Below are 16592 nucleotides of genomic sequence, written 5' to 3' on the forward strand. Positions count from 1 at the left end.
CCACGTGATAGATTGAAAAATTGAATAGTCACCCAATGCATTTTTTAATTACTCACATAATAACAACGCACGTGATTATTTTCTCTAACATATTTAAAACACCTATTATTCAGATTAATTTCTGAATTTATAGTTCGATATATTCGATCTCGTTATCTATCTTCCAAATTTAACAGAAGAGCTTTACCCTCCTCTTCTGCTTTATTCGCTGATGCAAAGCTGGGTAATGGATTAAGAGCCGATTCATCACAATGAAACCGATAAATATTTTATTATTACCATACCGCTACTATCAGAGCGTTCTGGCTAGCCTGATACTCAGTTTTCTAACGCTTTCGGCATTTGATGCCCACGCTGCCGCGTGTGAGTCATGGGATTCAAGCTATAGCCGCAATATCGCAGTGCCGATTATCGGGCCAGGCGTTATTACTGCCGGGGAAGATTTACCGATAGGTTCGATACTGTATGCGCAAACCTATACACCAAAGATAGATACCATTGGCTATAAATGCTCATGGAGCAGAAGAGAATTGCCAATAACCATACAGCCTTATCTTCAAGGCCAGACATTAATATCACCATCAGGCCCGCCAACCGAGTCAGGTAATAAAAGTGTATTCCCAACAAATATCCCGGGTGTTGGCTTGGTTATCTATGTGAAAAACGCATCTACCGAGTCGACGGGCAAAATGCCCTTTAAATGGAGTCAACCTCCCGTCACTGAAACCAGACTTTTGGCACGGGAAGGTACAGAAAAAACCGACAGTATTGCGATAGAATTAATCAAAACCGGGCCAGTGGTCTCCTCAGACGTACAACAGGTGTTAGCATCCTCATTTCCCTGGATTGTCTTGTCTAATGGTGTCGACTCACCTTTCTCTTTTTATCGCCCTTACTGGACCATACGTTTTTCCGGTGCGGTGAGCATCGTCACTAAAACCTGTCAGGTTAGCGACGTTGATGTGAACTTAGGCAAGCACTTACTCTCTGACTTTAGCAAAGTTGGTTCGGCTTCTGAATGGAAGGACTTTCAAATTACGCTGAAGAACTGCCCGCCATTTCATGGCTATCAATCATCGCGCTTAAATCTTCATCAAGACGAAATTATGGGTGATATTGGTAGTAATGCCTTTATTAAGAATAAACTCACCATTATCTTCAATAGCGTCAATGGTTATCACGACGATTTTACCGCTAAATTAGAGAGTGGCGACAATGCCGCCGAAGGCTTAGGGCTGCAAATAGGGAATAAGAATGAATCGGTTCTTAATATAAGAAAAGCCAACGGTTACAACACCGGCTTGCCGCTGACTCAAGTCGACGGAGCCAACTATATTATTCCGTTAAAAGCGCGATATTATCGCTTTGGCGATACGGTTAAAGGTGGCAAAGCCAATGGTGCAATTGCTTACACCATTAATTATTATTAGGGTTACTCAGTAAAGAATCTAGATATGAATAAAGAAGTCAGCCTGACCTTGCTCACCCACCTAAAACTATTGGATGTTTGAACAAGTCAGGCGTAGTTAAAAACTTTACTCTGCGTTTTCTTTCTTATATTTGTATTCCGGATGCGTTTTGTTTAGTTCGTTTCGTAGTTCGCCGTTGTGACCGATGGTCACGTGGCAAGAAACACAGGCAACCGGATTCTCTGTTTGTTGCAGTACCTTATAATGCTGATGCATTTGCTGAGATTTAAAGCCATTTTCCTGCGCCTTATCCAACAGCGTTTTATGACACTCCAAACAACCCGAATCATAAACAAACGACTCTCGAAGCTTTCTGTGTGACAACCAATCAATTTTATCAGCGTCGGTAAACACCACCTTCACCACATCATTAATGCCCTGTGTACCTTTAGACACCAGATAATTCAAGGTACTAGGTTGTTACCATGGGTTGCATCACATGGCATTCACCACAAAACGCCTCACCGCCCGTTAGTTTTACGACTTCGGTCGTCAACAGCGCAATGCCACAGCTAATCAGGCCAACAACCAGTAAGGTGTTTAAAAATGGCGCATTTGACCTGCTGGAGAAACCCGTTGAAGCAAAAATCTTGATTGATACCATCCATAATGCCTTGGCTCTCAGTGAACACCGTGCTCAGTATCAACAAAAAAATCAGACGTTACGTACCAAATTTTCACGACTCACTGTACGAGAAAAACAGATCCTGCATTTAGTTCTGGCTGGCTACACTAACAAAATGACTGGCGATAAACTTTATCTGGCGTTACGCACAGTAGAAATTCACCGCCATAATATGATGAAAAAGATGGATAGTGATTCTCCGGTGCAATTAGCGCAACAGTTATCCCGTTATCCTGAGTTTAATGAATTATTCCTGATACCATAAAGAAGCAACAGACTAAATTTTAAATAATAGTTATGATTAATTAGCTTCTTACTCTATGAAAATAATACGCCAGGCTCAGAGATAAATCCGCTAAATGCGAAAATATTGATATTTTATTTCTATTAGAATTGCCTTGCTGATGTCTTTCTATTTTTCTTTCCTTTTATTGTAAAACATCGCGTTTTCACCTGAATGGCAAAAGCATTTATATGCCACCAACATAAATATATCCTTATAACAAATAAATTTCTCAAATAACCTTACTTGATTAAAAATTGATTATAAAAAACAATACGGTTAAATAAAAATCTATAAATCATTTAACGCTCAAAGAAAAACACAGAGTAACAGCATTAACCCAATAACCGATAGAGAAAACAAAAAAAACATAACCACTTAATATGTAAAAGTTAAATAAAAATAGAGAAGATTAAGAAACACAACCAAAACACAAATTTAAATAATATTTAAAGATTAAATTATTATGAAAATAAATCATTAATCATGATTAAAATTGCATATAAAAAAAGAACCAAAATGAATAAGAAAAATAAATTAAGATTAATACAATTGACAATAAATCATGTCAAACATAAACTCGATTTTAAAGTGCTAATAGTAAAAACCAGCATTTTAAAAAATAAAAAAAATAAAAATCATAACCGTGGTTAACCCCATGAATTACACACTATTCATGGAGCACACTTTTATTTTCAACCAATAGTTAAAAAACAGAAAACTGAACAGCAGTCTATTTTTTACATTGGCGATATGGCAGCTGTAAGCCATAGGCGGTAGCGTTCCTAAAATTAACAGAGAGAAAATAAAACTATGCTTCAATATTTAATTTTCCCATCGATTTGTTGCTTAATTATATTATTAATCACCAGAAAAATAGCGATTAATATTGGCTTGGTAGATAAACCAAACGATAGAAAACATCATCATGGTCATATACCATTAGTTGGCGGAATCGCTATTTACATCTCTATTTTTCTGGCTAGTCTCTTTATATTAAATACACCCTCTACGCCTAATATAATGGCTTACTTATTGGGTGCGTTCTTACTCTTGTCCGTAGGTATTCTTGACGATTATATCGATTTACCGGTCTTACCACGCGTTGCGGCACAGGCTCTGGCGGCTATATTTTTGATGATTGACGGCGTTTATCTGCATTCATTAGGCAATCTGCTCGCTGATAATATTCTTATTTTGGGCTCTTTTGGCTATTTGATTACGCTATTTGCCACTTGGGCGGCCATTAATGCTTTTAACATGACCGATGGAATTGATGGACTGCTCGGCGGGCTCACTTGTGTCTCCCTGATCTCATTAGCGATTTGTTTCGCTCTGGGTGGTCAAGAGGACTTAATGATCTGGTGCTTGTGCCTAACGGCTATCGTTGTTCCCTATTTAATACTTAACCTCGGATGGCCGTTTGGCAAAAGCTTGAAAGTATTTATGGGTGATGCGGGCAGTACGCTAATAGGGTTTACCATCCTTTGGCTACTGTTGCTAGCCACTCAGGGAGAAAACGCGGTTATCAATCCGGTCACCGGATTGTGGATCATCGCCCTACCGCTGATGGATATGGTATTGGTCATGATTCGTCGTATCAAACAGGGTAGTAGTCCATTTAAACCAGACCGAAGTCACTTACACCATATTCTGATGCAACAAGGTTTAACCGACCGACAAACGCTTGCCAGCATTATCATGCTGGCGCTATTCATCGCTGGGTTGGGTATCTTGCTCGAACAAATCCATGTAGGAGAATCACTTTCTCTGATTTTATTTCTATTTTTGTTTATGGGTTATTCCTACGTATTAACTCAATTACAACGCCAACATCAAAATAACCTAAAAAAAGCATAGTGCGACCTTCAATTCGCTAGCTCAACACTCAACATGTCATCCAACGTCAACTTAAATCATCAATTTCGCGTTCAAATTTACCAGACCCAATGTTGATTGATCGTGTATTCAGGTATTTATGGAATGAAAATAAGAACAACAATAATTAGCTCTTTTATCAGTACAATGATGCTATTAAATGGCTGCACCGTTGAACCAGGTAGCCAACTTCCCACGTCAAATAAAACCATTATTGAATCATCCGATACAGAGTTTGATATCAACGACCGAGTCAATGTTTATCCTATTACGCCTCAATTAATCGAGGATATGCGGGTTAATCCTATTACAGCTCAAGCTAACCCTGATCTGGATCGTGAACTGCAACACTATGAATATCGCATTGGTGTCGGCGATATTCTGATGGTAACGGTATGGGACCATCCAGAATTAACTACCCCGGCCGGCCAATATCGCAGCGCCAGTGATACCGGAAATTGGGTTCATTCCGACGGCACCATTTTTTATCCTTATATCGGAAAGCTCTATGTCAAAGACAAAACCATGCCTCAGGTACGATCAATCATTGCCAAAAAATTAGCTCAATTTATTGAATCTCCACAGGTTGATGTCAGTATTGCCGCCTTTCGGTCTCAAAAAATTTATGTTACTGGCGAAGTATCGAAAACCGGTCAGCAGGCCATTAGCAATATTCCCCTCACCATCATGGATGCGTTAAATCAAGCGGGTGGTTTAACCGAACATGCCAATTGGCGCAACGTCACCCTCACCCGACAGGGGGAAAAATATCCAGTATCTCTACAGGCGCTGATGCAAAACGGCGATCTGACACAAAATCGTTTACTGCACGATGGGGATATTCTCTATATTCCGCGCAATGACGATCTGAAAGTCTTTGTTATGGGGGAAGTGAAAACACCAAGCACACTACTGATGGATCGCAGTGGCATGACATTAACCGAAGCTTTGGGAAATGCAAACGGCATCGACCAAGCCCTTAGCGATGCCAGCGGTATTTTTGTTATCCGCTCGCTACAAGGTAGTAATAAACCAGAGAACGTTGAGCAAGTTCAAGATAATGACGAAGACGAGAGCGAGATCCACTATCAAAAACTTGCCAATATTTATCAACTTGATGCAAAGGACGCTACTGCACTGGTATTAGGCACCGAATTTCAACTACAGCCCTATGACATTGTTTATGTTACTACAGCTCCAGTTTCTCGCTGGAATCGTGTTATTAGTCAGCTAACTCCAACTATTACCAATATTAACAGCATAACCGAGACCACCCGTTGGATAAAAAATTGGCCACAATAGTGATTAACTCAATGCCGAGTAGTTTGTCTCGGTCATATTTATCGTTCTGCTATCGATAAATAGTTTCTGCAAATTTAATAAAAACCAGCATAAATATAAGTAAATGTATTCATCTAAATAAAAATTATTAGCAAAAATAAAGTTTAGGTCGACCCGTCAGGATTAAAGGAATAAGCATGGTAAGCACTCAAAAAAACGTCAATAATAATTGGAAAGAAAATGGGGAGATCCACCTAGGTAAAATTATCGGAACCATTGTTGATCATAAAAAATTCATTCTCATCATCACTCTATTTTGTACCACAATCGCTATATTTTATAGTTTGCTTGCCACACCAATCTATAGAGCAGATGTACTGATTCAAATAGAAAAAAACACACAGGACAATATATTAAGTAACTTCTCTGACATACTCTCAGATGATAAGCCTCAATCCGCTGCGGAAATGGAATTACTTAAATCAAGAATGGTAATGGGAAAAACCATCGACGATCTTAATCTCGATATACAGGTTTCAGAAAAGAGCTATCCGATTATCGGCAGAGTCATCAACCTACTACAAAAAAAACCAGCTACAACTATCGTGGTGTCAAAACTAGAAATACCCGAGTCTATATATGATGAGGAATTAATATTAACTGTTCTGCCCGATGACCACTATAAAATAACCTCAAATAATATTGAGATAAACGGACAAGTCGGCGTCATCAAAAAACAGAATGAATACACTATTCTAATTAGTGATATTGATGCTGCCGTTGGCACCGAATTTCGTATCAAGCGGTTAGATAAAATTACCGCTGTTAATAATCTGCTGGCGAATTTTTCGGTCTCTGATACAACAAAAGACAGTGGTGTATTGAAGCTTAATTTTAAAGGCAGAAATAAACATGAAATCCGAAAAATCCTCGATAACATCAGCAATAATTATCTGCAACAAAACATTGAAAGAAAATCAGCTGAAGCCGCTAAAAGCCTGGATTTTTTAAATCAGCAACTGCCACTGATAAAACAACAATTAGAAGAAGCGGAAGGTAAGCTCAACCAATTTAGACAAACTCATGAATCTGTCGACTTAAATTTAGAAGCAAAGTCCACGTTAGAATCTACTGTTGCGATCACATCTCAGCTCAACGAGGCTATCTTTAAAGAAGCTGAAATATCTAAATTGTATACCAAAGAACACCCGGCCTATCGATCGCTGCTGGAGAAAAAGGAAGCATTACTACAAGAGAAAAACATTCTTAATCAACGAATTGCTAACCTTCCTAAAACCCAGCAAGAAATTCTTCGCCTGACCAGAGATGTACAATCAGGCCAAGAAATTTATGTGTCACTATTAAATAAGCAACAAGAATTGAATATTAATAAAGCCAGTAAAGTTGGCAATGTTAGAATCATCGATAAAGCAGTTACTCAACCAGATAAAATAAAGCCAAATCCGCCGGTCATTATTGGATTAGCGTTCACCCTGAGCCTACTGCTATCTATTGCCTTGATATTGGGTAGAGAATACTTCAGACGGTTTATTAATGACTCCACACAACTAGAAAGCCTTAATATTAATATTTATGCTAATATTCCCTTGTCTAAAGCGGAATCCAAAAAAAACAAAGAAATTCAATCTGATAAAAACACAAATCACATTAAATTACTGGCAGTAAAGCACCCTACCGATCCCGCTATTGAAGCCATTCGTAGTTTAAGAACCGCGCTCCATTTTGCTTCACAGAATACACTCAATCGGATACTGATGGTCATTGGTGCAACTCCAGGTGTAGGGAAGAGTTTTGTTAGTAGCAATCTTGCTGCCGTTGTAGCCAATTCCGGTAAAAAAGTGCTGCTTATCGATGCAGATATGAGAAAAGGCAGTTTGCATAAATCATTTGGCAGAACGCCGGAAAATGGCCTCTCTGATATTCTATCAAATAGAAAAGAGATTGCTGATTGCCTATATAACACCCCTGTAGAAGGGCTCGATTTTCTTCCCAGAGGCACCGTGCCCCACAATCCATCAGAACTATTAATGAATGAATATTTAGCCGAATTACTATTATGGGCAAATAGTCACTATGATCTAGTGATTATGGATCCCCCTCCAACGTTAGCCACAACAGATTCAACCATAATAGGAAAATATTCTGGTATGAATATTATTATTGTTCGCTTTGAAAAAAATACCATTAGCGAAATTGAATCTTCCATTAAGCGTCTTGAACAGAGTGGAGCGATGATTAATGGCGTCGTATTGAATGCTATCCAAAAAAGGGCCGCTAAACATTATAGCGATGGGAGTTATGAATATTATATCTATTAATATTAAAGATATAATATTAAAGATGATTGTTATCAAACAATCATCTTTAACAAAAAGAGATTAGCTTAAATAATGTCCATCCCAAAGAACACAATACTTTATATTATTCTGATAAAAATAGTGTACTCTTTTTTAGCAGTTTTTGTATTTTCTCAGTTTTCGTCTCTGGGAGATACCGATGATTATCTGAATGGCCATTATTTACATCGCAGTGATTTTTCCAGCACGGCCTATCTTATGTCCGTTATTGGTTCATCACTGGGTTCTCTCGGCAGTTTTTTATTCTCGATTATATTATCTATAATCGGTATTCTCTATATGCTGGAGAAAGCAAATCTTCAACATAGGACATTACCCCTTGTTTTATTGCTTATTGCTTTACCCTCTTTTGGGGTGTGGACGTCCATATTTTCTAAAGAAATATTTGTACTCTTCTCATTTTGTATTTGCGTAGGCGGGCTGATAGATCAACTCAATGATAAAAGAAAGTTTTTCTCCATCTTTCAAATTTTTGCATTACTATTATTGACCTTTATTAAGCCCCATTACTCTATTACAATTTACTTTTCCATGTTAACAATATTATTTTACAAAATTGGAATAAAATCTGAACTTTCAATCAGTTTAAATATAGTTGTATTTTGCTTAGTTATTTTAATATCAATGCATTATATCGATTCAATATTTGAATACTCTCAAATCATGCCAAAACATTTCTCATCAGATGGTGGAACAACCCGGAAAAATGAATTTTGGCATAATGAGTATGATTTTTTTACCTTTATGCCAATTGGCCTTCCTATGGCCTTCAGCGGACCAACATTAGTTGAAGCAATCAATAATGTAAAACTATTTCCATTCTTTTTTGAAGGCACTTTCCTATTTATTTTATTAGTCTATTACAACTTAACATCCATAATAGTCAGAAAAAAAGTCAATACGCTTGCGCTATCATTATTTTTTTCTTTCACCTGTATGATACTAATAACTCACTATCCTTTTGGTTTGTTTAATGCCGGTTCAGCAATGAGATATCGTTCAGGATTTATCCTTCCTATGTGCGTATTCTTAATTTATATGAAACAATATGTCACACAAGGCAGCGCTAAAAATTAGCCTCAATTAAGCTATATTTTTACTTTCAATTTTTCGATAAATAATAAAGTAACAGATGGCAAATAAAAACCGGGCAAACACAAACATGATAATTGCACCAACAACGCTAAAAAAGTAAATCATCACATAGCCAAAAATTGCTGATAATACAGAAACAAACAAGGATATGTTTCTAAATTCCCTGTCCAAACCTCTGGCAAGAAAATAGCCATAGGAGAAAGAGCTCAATATGCCATTAAATAAAATACCCATCGAAAGATAAGTTAAGTATAGAGAAGCATTGGTGTAGCCAGGTCCAAGAAAAATATTCACTAAAGCATCACCAAAAAGAATAATGGCAATAATCGGCGGCAAGGAAAGTAGCACATTCATCAACAGTAAGGCCTTAAGGGTTCCTTTCCCTTTAACAATCACTGGATAAGCCGCTTTCGATAACATTAATTGAATAGAACCCGCAATGCCAACTAACCGCATCGCAATAGAATAACTGGCATAGATAGCAGGAGTTGTAAAAGCGCCAATAATCAACAAAGGGATATTACTGTAGAGGTTAGGTGAAAAATCGCCAATAAAACTATCAAAACCGGACTTTATCTTTCCTAACGTATGGGTAAAGTTAATACTTTCTTTTACGCCAATTCGTTTATATCGATATATAGAGATAACAATGCCAGTAATAATAAAAACTAAAGCATTAGACATAATGGCATAAGATAAATCATCCGTAGATTTTACAAATAAAAATATCGTTGATATCTGGACTATTCTGGCAATTAAGGTTGATAACGCGAGGAATTTCATATTTGAAGTTCCCTGATGAAACCATGGCGCAGTTAAATAATAGCCAAAAATACTAATAATATAATATGAAAGCACGAATAAGACAGTTTGATCACTGGTTGAATAGAGTGTGTAGACAGTAAAAATCACTAGCGAAAAAACCCCAAAAACAAATCTAATCGACTGAGTATAAGAATATATTTTCTGCTGGTCTGACTTATTCTGAGCAAGTGCCACATCCCTGACACCGGTAATGTTAGTACTGTAATCGGTTAAAATAATGGAAAATGTTGATGCCGCAATATAGATAAAATAGATCCCATAACACTCAGGCCCCAGTACTCTTGATAGATAAGGCATAGTTATTAGAGTTACTAAAAGATTGAGAATATTTATTGAGGAAAGCCCCATAAAATTAGAAACAGTTTCTTTATATTTGGACAGCTTTCTCATAATTATAACCAAATTAATATGAAGTTATCAATATTATAACTTTTTTCACCTGATATGTAATGAATATTTCTGGCGATGAAAAATTTAGATGCCGACATTAAAATTATCTTAATTTAAGGAAAATTATGATCATCATAAATCCGCTAAATATAGCATCATCAGAGGCCTCTATTCGGTCAATGGGATTAATCATAAAATCTGATGCTATATTTAACGAAAGCCTAACCACTCGGCTATACCTTTGTTACTTTAATAATGACATTATTATTTCTGAAAACGTCAGCGAACTGGTAGATAAAATCGATGCAGAAATTGATCGGGATGCCGCTGAATTTTATATCAGGTATGGTTTTATATTTCCGCCATTCACCCTATATAAAAACATTTTTCTTATGTCTGCCTATACTGGATTTTCTCTATCAAAACCACTCGAAACGTGCACTATTCTTCCCGAAAAACCACTACCCGCGGAAGAATCGCGAAACTACTCAGCAAACGTTCAAGATGATTTAATTACGTCGCTAGAAAAAAACTCAGGGAAATACAACGTATTATTCAGTGCTGGCGTTGATTCATCCGTTCTGTTGGGTATGGCTATTCAACTGGATAAAGCCGAAAACGCAATAAATTGTTTTATGTCATCCATGCCCGAGGAAAGTCATAAAGCCAAGAAAATGTGTGAATTAAAAGAGATTCCTATTCAAACAATTTCTGTCAGACACGATCTGGAAAATCAGGCAAATGAATTTTTGAATATCACATCTGAACCGATCTCCGATAAAATCGCATTAGTTATCCCGACCATTATCAACGACCTCAATTTAGATAAAAGTCTTTTTATTCTTGATGGGCAAGGGGCTGATTCACTCTTCTCTGGCCTACCTCATGATAAATTATATAACTTATATCATAAAAAATTAGTGCGCCTTATTGCCAGACCATTCTCTATTTTACCCATATGGGAAAATAAAAAAACCAGAGCTGGCCGCTTATTATACCGGATCACTAAAGTGTTAAAATGCCTCTCATCAACATCAGATGAAGAACTACTGGCCCACTCTCTTGTTGAGGAGAGTGATAAAAAAATCAGTAGTAACAATAAAATACTCCAGCAATTCTATAGCGAAATAAACATATTGAAAAAAGAGCTAAAAGACTTCCATTTAGTTATTCGGTATATATTTATGTTTAGAATATTACCAGCCAGAGAAATGCAAAAATATATTTTATCTCAGCAACAAGGGTATCAATTTAAACTACCTTTTTTAGAGACTGATTTTATTAAACGTCATTTCTATATTTCCAGTAATCAATCAATCATTGATAACATATACAAATACCCCATGACTAAGCTAGCTAAGCATTACTGGCCAGGCTTTTTTAAAGACAGTAAAACCAGCCCTTTTCAAGTCGATTTCAATACAGGAAGTCTCGGCATAAAAGAATTATCTTTAAATCACATATCAATAAAAACAAAATCGCCTCTTTAATAAAATAAAAAAACCTTAATACCCCATTTCAAACCTGAACTATTTTCACTGTTAAATATTTATACAAATTCAAAATCAACCTAATTAATTTGCATGGAAAAAGGGAGATTCATCATGTTCAGGAAAAATAGAAAGTACACTATCGCTATCACCGCAAATACCAGTTGGTATTTGTATAACTTTAGAAGGAATACAATAAACTCATTGCTCGACATGGGTTATAACGTTGTCGCTATTGCACCAAGAGATAATTATTCAAAACAACTCTCATCGTTAGGATGTCGATATATTCCAATAGACATAGATCAGGGAGGCATGAACCCAATAAAAGACTTCATTACCATATTAAAAATGGCGATGGTTCTTTACAGAAATCAATTTAATATAATATTAAACTTCACACCAAAAAATAATATTTACTTTTCTATTTTGGCTAAAACATTCAATATCGGCGTAATCAATAACATTGCCGGATTAGGCATTATCTTTGTAAAAAAAGGCTTTATTTCCAGACTTTGCACATTACTTTACAAATTTAGCCAACGCGATGTCGATAAGATATTTTTTCAAAATGAGGATGACCGAACGTTATTTCTTAAAGAGATTATTCCTGACGCTGAAAAAACCGATCGTGTGCCAGGTTCCGGCGTTGATTTAACGCGATTTTCAGTCAAAGAAGCCCCTGATGATGGCGTGGTCAGATTCATTCTGGTAGCCAGAATGCTCTATCATAAAGGCATTGAACAATATGTCGAGGCAGCCCGACAGTTAAAAACAAAATATGGTGATCGATGTGAATTCAGATTGCTTGGTTTTGTCGATATCAATAATCCTGCCGCAGTTGCAAAAGAAAAAATAGAAACCTGGGTCAATGACGGCATTATTAATTATCTGGGCGTTTCCGATAACGTTGAGCAGGAGTTATCTATTGCTGACTGCGTCGTTTTACCTTCATTTTATCGGGAAGGGGTACCTAAATCACTGTTGGAAGCCGGTGCCATGGGCAAACCCATAATAACAACCCGCAACGTAGGCTGTCAGGAAACTGTTGATGATGACTATAACGGCTTCCTGTGCGAACCTCAATCGACTGAAAGTTTAATCGACGCTCTTGAACGAATGATTAGCTTATCCCATAAAGAACGGCTGGCAATGGGGCTTAACAGCCGTAAAAAAATCGTGCGGGAATTCGATGAAAATATTGTGATCGAAAAGTATATAGAATCCATTGGAATCTTACTCAAGAGGGAACTCTATCAATGAAAATCGCTATCGCAGGTACCGGCTATGTTGGCCTGTCAAATGGGATCTTACTGTCTCAACACCATCAGGTGGTTGCTCTGGATATTGATGCCCGCAAGGTCAATCTGTTAAATAACGGGACATCACCTATTGTTGACCAACTTATCGAAGATTATTTAAAAAATAAGACGCTAAATTTTAAAGCTACGCTGGATAAGCATGAAGCCTATCAGGATGCGGACTTTGTTATCGTCGCTACCCCAACGGATTACAACCCCGAAACTAACTACTTTAATACTTCATCCATTGAGAGCGTAATACAGGACGTTCTGGCCATTAATCCGCACTGCGTCATTATCATTAAGTCGACGGTGCCCGTCGGATATACCCGGAAGTTAAAAGAATCCCTTAACGCCGACAATATCATCTTCTCACCAGAGTTTTTACGGGAAGGTAAAGCATTATTCGATAATCTTCATCCTTCACGCATTATCATTGGTGAGCAGTCTGAGCGAGCCCGTCTGTTTGCCGATTTATTGCAACAAGGCGCCATTAAACAGGATATCCCGGTTTTGTTAACTGACTCGACCGAGGCCGAAGCCATTAAGCTATTCTCCAACGCTTATCTGGCGATGCGCGTAGCCTATTTTAATGAGCTGGATAGCTATGCCGAATCACACAACCTATGCCCCCGCCAAATTATCAATGGCGTTAGTCTGGATCCACGCATTGGTAATCACTACAACAACCCGTCATTTGGTTACGGTGGGTATTGCCTGCCGAAAGATACCAAACAGCTTTTGGCGAACTATCAAGATGTGCCTAACAATATTGTTTCCGCTATTGTGGAAGCGAATCGTACCCGCAAAGATTTTATTGCCGATGCTATTCTCAGCCGAAAACCTAAGACCGTAGGTATCTACCGACTGATTATGAAAAGTGGTTCCGATAATTTTCGCGCTTCCTCTATTCAGGGAATTATGAAGCGTATCAAAGCCAAGGGAGTCAATGTGGTAGTTTATGAACCCACATTGCAAGAGCCGGTATTTTTCCACTCTAAAGTGGTCAATGACCTCAATGAATTTAAAGCGCTGTCAGATGTGATTATTTCCAATCGTATGGCTGAAAAACTGGCGGATGTGCAGGATAAGGTCTATACCCGGGATCTGTTTGGACATGACTCATAGTGGAAGCAGTTGGCTTTGATGGCGGGTGTTTGGAACAGAGGTGATACATCTCACCGCTGTTCCAGTGGCTAAATTTAGTTAACCATCAATCATCAAAACCGAATTCTGAATCCAGCATCAACCCTGACTGGGGTTTCAACTTTATTACCGTTTTGATAATCCACTTCCGCATACACCGAAGCATGGTTGGTAATAGCAGCATCAAGACCTAAACCGTATTTCCCAACGTTACCGGAAAAGTTGTTATTGAAGCCAATGTCATTGATGTCCACTTTATTCGACTTGATAAATTCACGGGCAACGGCCAGTTTCGCGTAAGGCTTAACCAGCATTTGTCCTGATGAAAACTGGGTACTGAATAATGTGCCAAGTTCCCCCTGAACGCTGTCAGCATTATCAATATGCGCATTCATCCCATTACTTAAGGTGTAATTCGCACTACCAATGTTTGAATACTGAACTTTGGCATAAGGTTCTATGGCATAAGTTTGATAAAGCGGAATATTAAAACCACTCTCCAATGACGCGGTAATCGCATTCTGACTATAGCTACCGGTTCCCGTATTGCCACTGCTCATTTGAGTACGGATTTCATTACTCAAGTGATTACCTTTCAGAACGGAATCAATATAGAAACCGGAGATATCCAGATAGGTCAGATAAGCACCGCCACCGTAGCTTCTGATTTCACCATTACCGCCATTATCAAACTTAACGTCAGAATTACTGTAGGAAGTAAAAACACCAACCAGCAGTTTGCTCTGATTCAAATCAATCTGCTTGTCACCGCCAATTTCCAATCCGTTTAAGGTGTTCTTGAAAGAAGTATGCTTGTTATCAGAAAGACGGCTGGTATCGTTGGTATAACGAACCCATACTCCGGCATTTCCCGCTTTATCGAGGCTCAAATCACCCTGACGTTGGCGAAGGGTGGATAACTCAGCCGATAAGATATGGCGTGGTGCCGCAGCCATATTAAGAACCCCTTTTGCACTTGAGCTCAGCGTTCTATTCACTGTTCCACTTCCATTTCCATTTCCATTTCCATTTCCATTTCCCGCGGAGTTTGCATCCCCACTTTCTTGCAAGTCCTCAAGCTTTACCGGAACAGGATTCAAATACCAATCGGTACTTTCACCAGACTTAGCGCTATACAATTTGTACTGATAAACACCCAGATCGACCACGTTATTGGCATTCAACAGGCTAAAGTTGGCATCGCCGCTATTAACATGAACCACCGTCAATGGTGCCGTCGTCTGTGGTTCTTTACCGCTATCATTCACCATCAGACCAAACTGACCCGTTGCCTTATTGGCAATATGAATAAAGTCACCCATTTTGTCCGCTAACTGAGTCGTGATGGCAAAATTACCCTGACCTGAAAGGTTATTGATCTCTAAACGATTAGGCTGTGCTGCTGGCGAATAGGCGATCAGGTCAACATATCCGTCCTGAAGAACGAGATTATTGATTTGAGTTATCAGGCTCGTTCCTTTCGTTGACGGCATTGGCGCAAAATCTTCCAGCTCTCCGTTTAGCCATGTCGGCCCGATTGAAACCGTACCGGCAACATTCAAGTTTTCGATGGTAATATTAGCTGCCTTGGCGGGGTTGTTAGTCGTGACATCGATAGCGGTGTGATCGGTATTACTGATAGATAGCTTTCCCCCCTGGGCTATATTCAAATAACCAATTGAACGGCTGTCGAAATACATATCCAGCGAGCCACCAGCATTAACCTGAGTGTTATTAATAACGCTATTCTCTACCGATAGTCTTCCATTTTGATCAACGGTGGTGTCATTGGCACGACCTTCATAACGGATAAATATTGTTCCATTATCACGGACGATATTGTTATTGATAATACCGCCGTTCGATACTGATTGATTACCCTGCCCCGCCGTGTTTTCCGGTATTGATACAATCTCATTGTTAACCGTAATTCCATCAACATTTTCTGTATAGGCAATTGCACCGCCTGAAAAACCTAAAAATGATGCGCCGATAATATAGGCAAGTAATGTTTTTTCCATGATGTTTACCTTTGTAACTCCTGTTGTTTTATAAAAATCTTATTGTATTAATCCATTATATAAATGGTATTACCCGCCTGATGACAGCAGGTACGGACTTCGTTTGCCGATTACTGTGATGGTGGTTGGCTGGGGTAGATTGGTTTTACGGCCAGTCAACTGGTGATGATGACCAGTGAATGGGGACGGTTGGTTATTTAAGTTGATATTAATTTTTGATGGTTAAAACAAAACTCCCAGTATTTTAGCTTAGAGTTTTAAGCTACATATATTCTTTTCTTAAATATACGCAATACCCGTGATTAACTTTTATTAGTTCTGGATAATCAAGTCGTTCAATATGCACATTGATAGTAAAATAATCATCAAAATCGGCAATTACTTCAGTTTCGACCTCCGAAGCAGTTTCT

12 protein-coding genes are annotated in these 16592 nt (G+C 38.2%); 9 read left to right on the top strand and 3 right to left on the bottom strand.

The window, feature by feature from the left end; genetic code table 11:
* Positions 1–251 precede the first annotated feature (251 nt).
* The gene (locus EL341_RS15605; protein ID WP_074824301.1) at positions 252–1430 is read left to right on the top strand and encodes a fimbrial protein; all 1179 of its coding nucleotides are present in this window, start codon (positions 252–254) and stop codon (positions 1428–1430) included.
* A gap of 105 nt (positions 1431–1535) precedes the next feature.
* Here the strand turns inward: EL341_RS15605 and EL341_RS15610 are convergent, their stop codons facing one another.
* Positions 1536–1865, bottom strand: a complete 330-nt coding sequence (locus EL341_RS15610) for a NapC/NirT family cytochrome c (RefSeq protein ID WP_164720472.1) — start codon at positions 1863–1865, stop codon at positions 1536–1538.
* Between the two features lie 29 nt (positions 1866–1894).
* On the opposite strand from EL341_RS15610, the gene EL341_RS15615 reads away from it, so the two are divergent.
* The 5 genes from EL341_RS15615 (at position 1895) to EL341_RS15635 (ending at position 8991) form a co-directional block, all read left to right on the top strand.
* Positions 1895–2359 carry a response regulator transcription factor gene (locus EL341_RS15615; protein ID WP_074824305.1) on the top strand — a complete coding sequence of 155 codons (465 nt, stop codon included), beginning with the start codon at positions 1895–1897 and terminating at the stop codon, positions 2357–2359.
* A gap of 831 nt (positions 2360–3190) precedes the next feature.
* Positions 3191–4237, top strand: coding sequence for a UDP-N-acetylglucosamine--undecaprenyl-phosphate N-acetylglucosaminephosphotransferase (gene wecA / locus EL341_RS15620; protein ID WP_074824306.1), 1047 nt, complete (start codon positions 3191–3193; stop codon positions 4235–4237).
* Between the two features lie 123 nt (positions 4238–4360).
* Positions 4361–5557 carry a polysaccharide export protein gene (locus EL341_RS15625; RefSeq protein WP_047782166.1) on the top strand — a complete coding sequence of 399 codons (1197 nt, stop codon included), beginning with the start codon at positions 4361–4363 and terminating at the stop codon, positions 5555–5557.
* 176 nt (positions 5558–5733) lie between these two features.
* Positions 5734–7875 carry a polysaccharide biosynthesis tyrosine autokinase gene (locus EL341_RS15630; protein WP_074824307.1) on the top strand — a complete coding sequence of 714 codons (2142 nt, stop codon included), beginning with the start codon at positions 5734–5736 and terminating at the stop codon, positions 7873–7875.
* A 72-nt stretch (positions 7876–7947) separates the two neighbouring features.
* Positions 7948–8991 carry a hypothetical protein gene (locus EL341_RS15635; protein ID WP_047782168.1) on the top strand — a complete coding sequence of 348 codons (1044 nt, stop codon included), beginning with the start codon at positions 7948–7950 and terminating at the stop codon, positions 8989–8991.
* A 6-nt stretch (positions 8992–8997) separates the two neighbouring features.
* On the opposite strand, the gene EL341_RS15640 is transcribed toward EL341_RS15635, so the two are convergent.
* The gene (locus EL341_RS15640; RefSeq protein ID WP_074824310.1) at positions 8998–10224 is read right to left on the bottom strand and encodes an oligosaccharide flippase family protein; all 1227 of its coding nucleotides are present in this window, start codon (positions 10222–10224) and stop codon (positions 8998–9000) included.
* A 125-nt stretch (positions 10225–10349) separates the two neighbouring features.
* Here EL341_RS15640 and EL341_RS15645 point away from each other — a divergent pair, with 125 nt between their 5' ends.
* The 3 genes from EL341_RS15645 (at position 10350) to EL341_RS15655 (ending at position 14143) form a co-directional block, all read left to right on the top strand.
* Positions 10350–11714, top strand: a complete 1365-nt coding sequence (locus EL341_RS15645) for an asparagine synthase-related protein (protein WP_047782170.1) — start codon at positions 10350–10352, stop codon at positions 11712–11714.
* Positions 11715–11828: 114 nt separating this feature from the next.
* The gene (locus EL341_RS15650) at positions 11829–12977 is read left to right on the top strand and encodes a glycosyltransferase family 4 protein (RefSeq protein WP_047782171.1); all 1149 of its coding nucleotides are present in this window, start codon (positions 11829–11831) and stop codon (positions 12975–12977) included.
* Positions 12974–14143, top strand: a complete 1170-nt coding sequence (locus EL341_RS15655) for a nucleotide sugar dehydrogenase (RefSeq protein ID WP_074824313.1) — start codon at positions 12974–12976, stop codon at positions 14141–14143. Before EL341_RS15650 ends, EL341_RS15655 begins: the two co-directional genes overlap by 4 nt.
* Positions 14144–14235: 92 nt before the next feature.
* On the opposite strand, the gene EL341_RS15660 is transcribed toward EL341_RS15655, so the two are convergent.
* Positions 14236–16182, bottom strand: a complete 1947-nt coding sequence (locus EL341_RS15660; protein WP_126468142.1) for an autotransporter outer membrane beta-barrel domain-containing protein — start codon at positions 16180–16182, stop codon at positions 14236–14238.
* Between the last annotated feature and the right edge of the window lie 410 nt (positions 16183–16592).

Origin of the sequence: Pragia fontium, from assembly GCF_900638655.1 — a bacterium.
Taxonomy (GTDB): Bacteria; Pseudomonadota; Gammaproteobacteria; order Enterobacterales; family Enterobacteriaceae; genus Pragia; species Pragia fontium.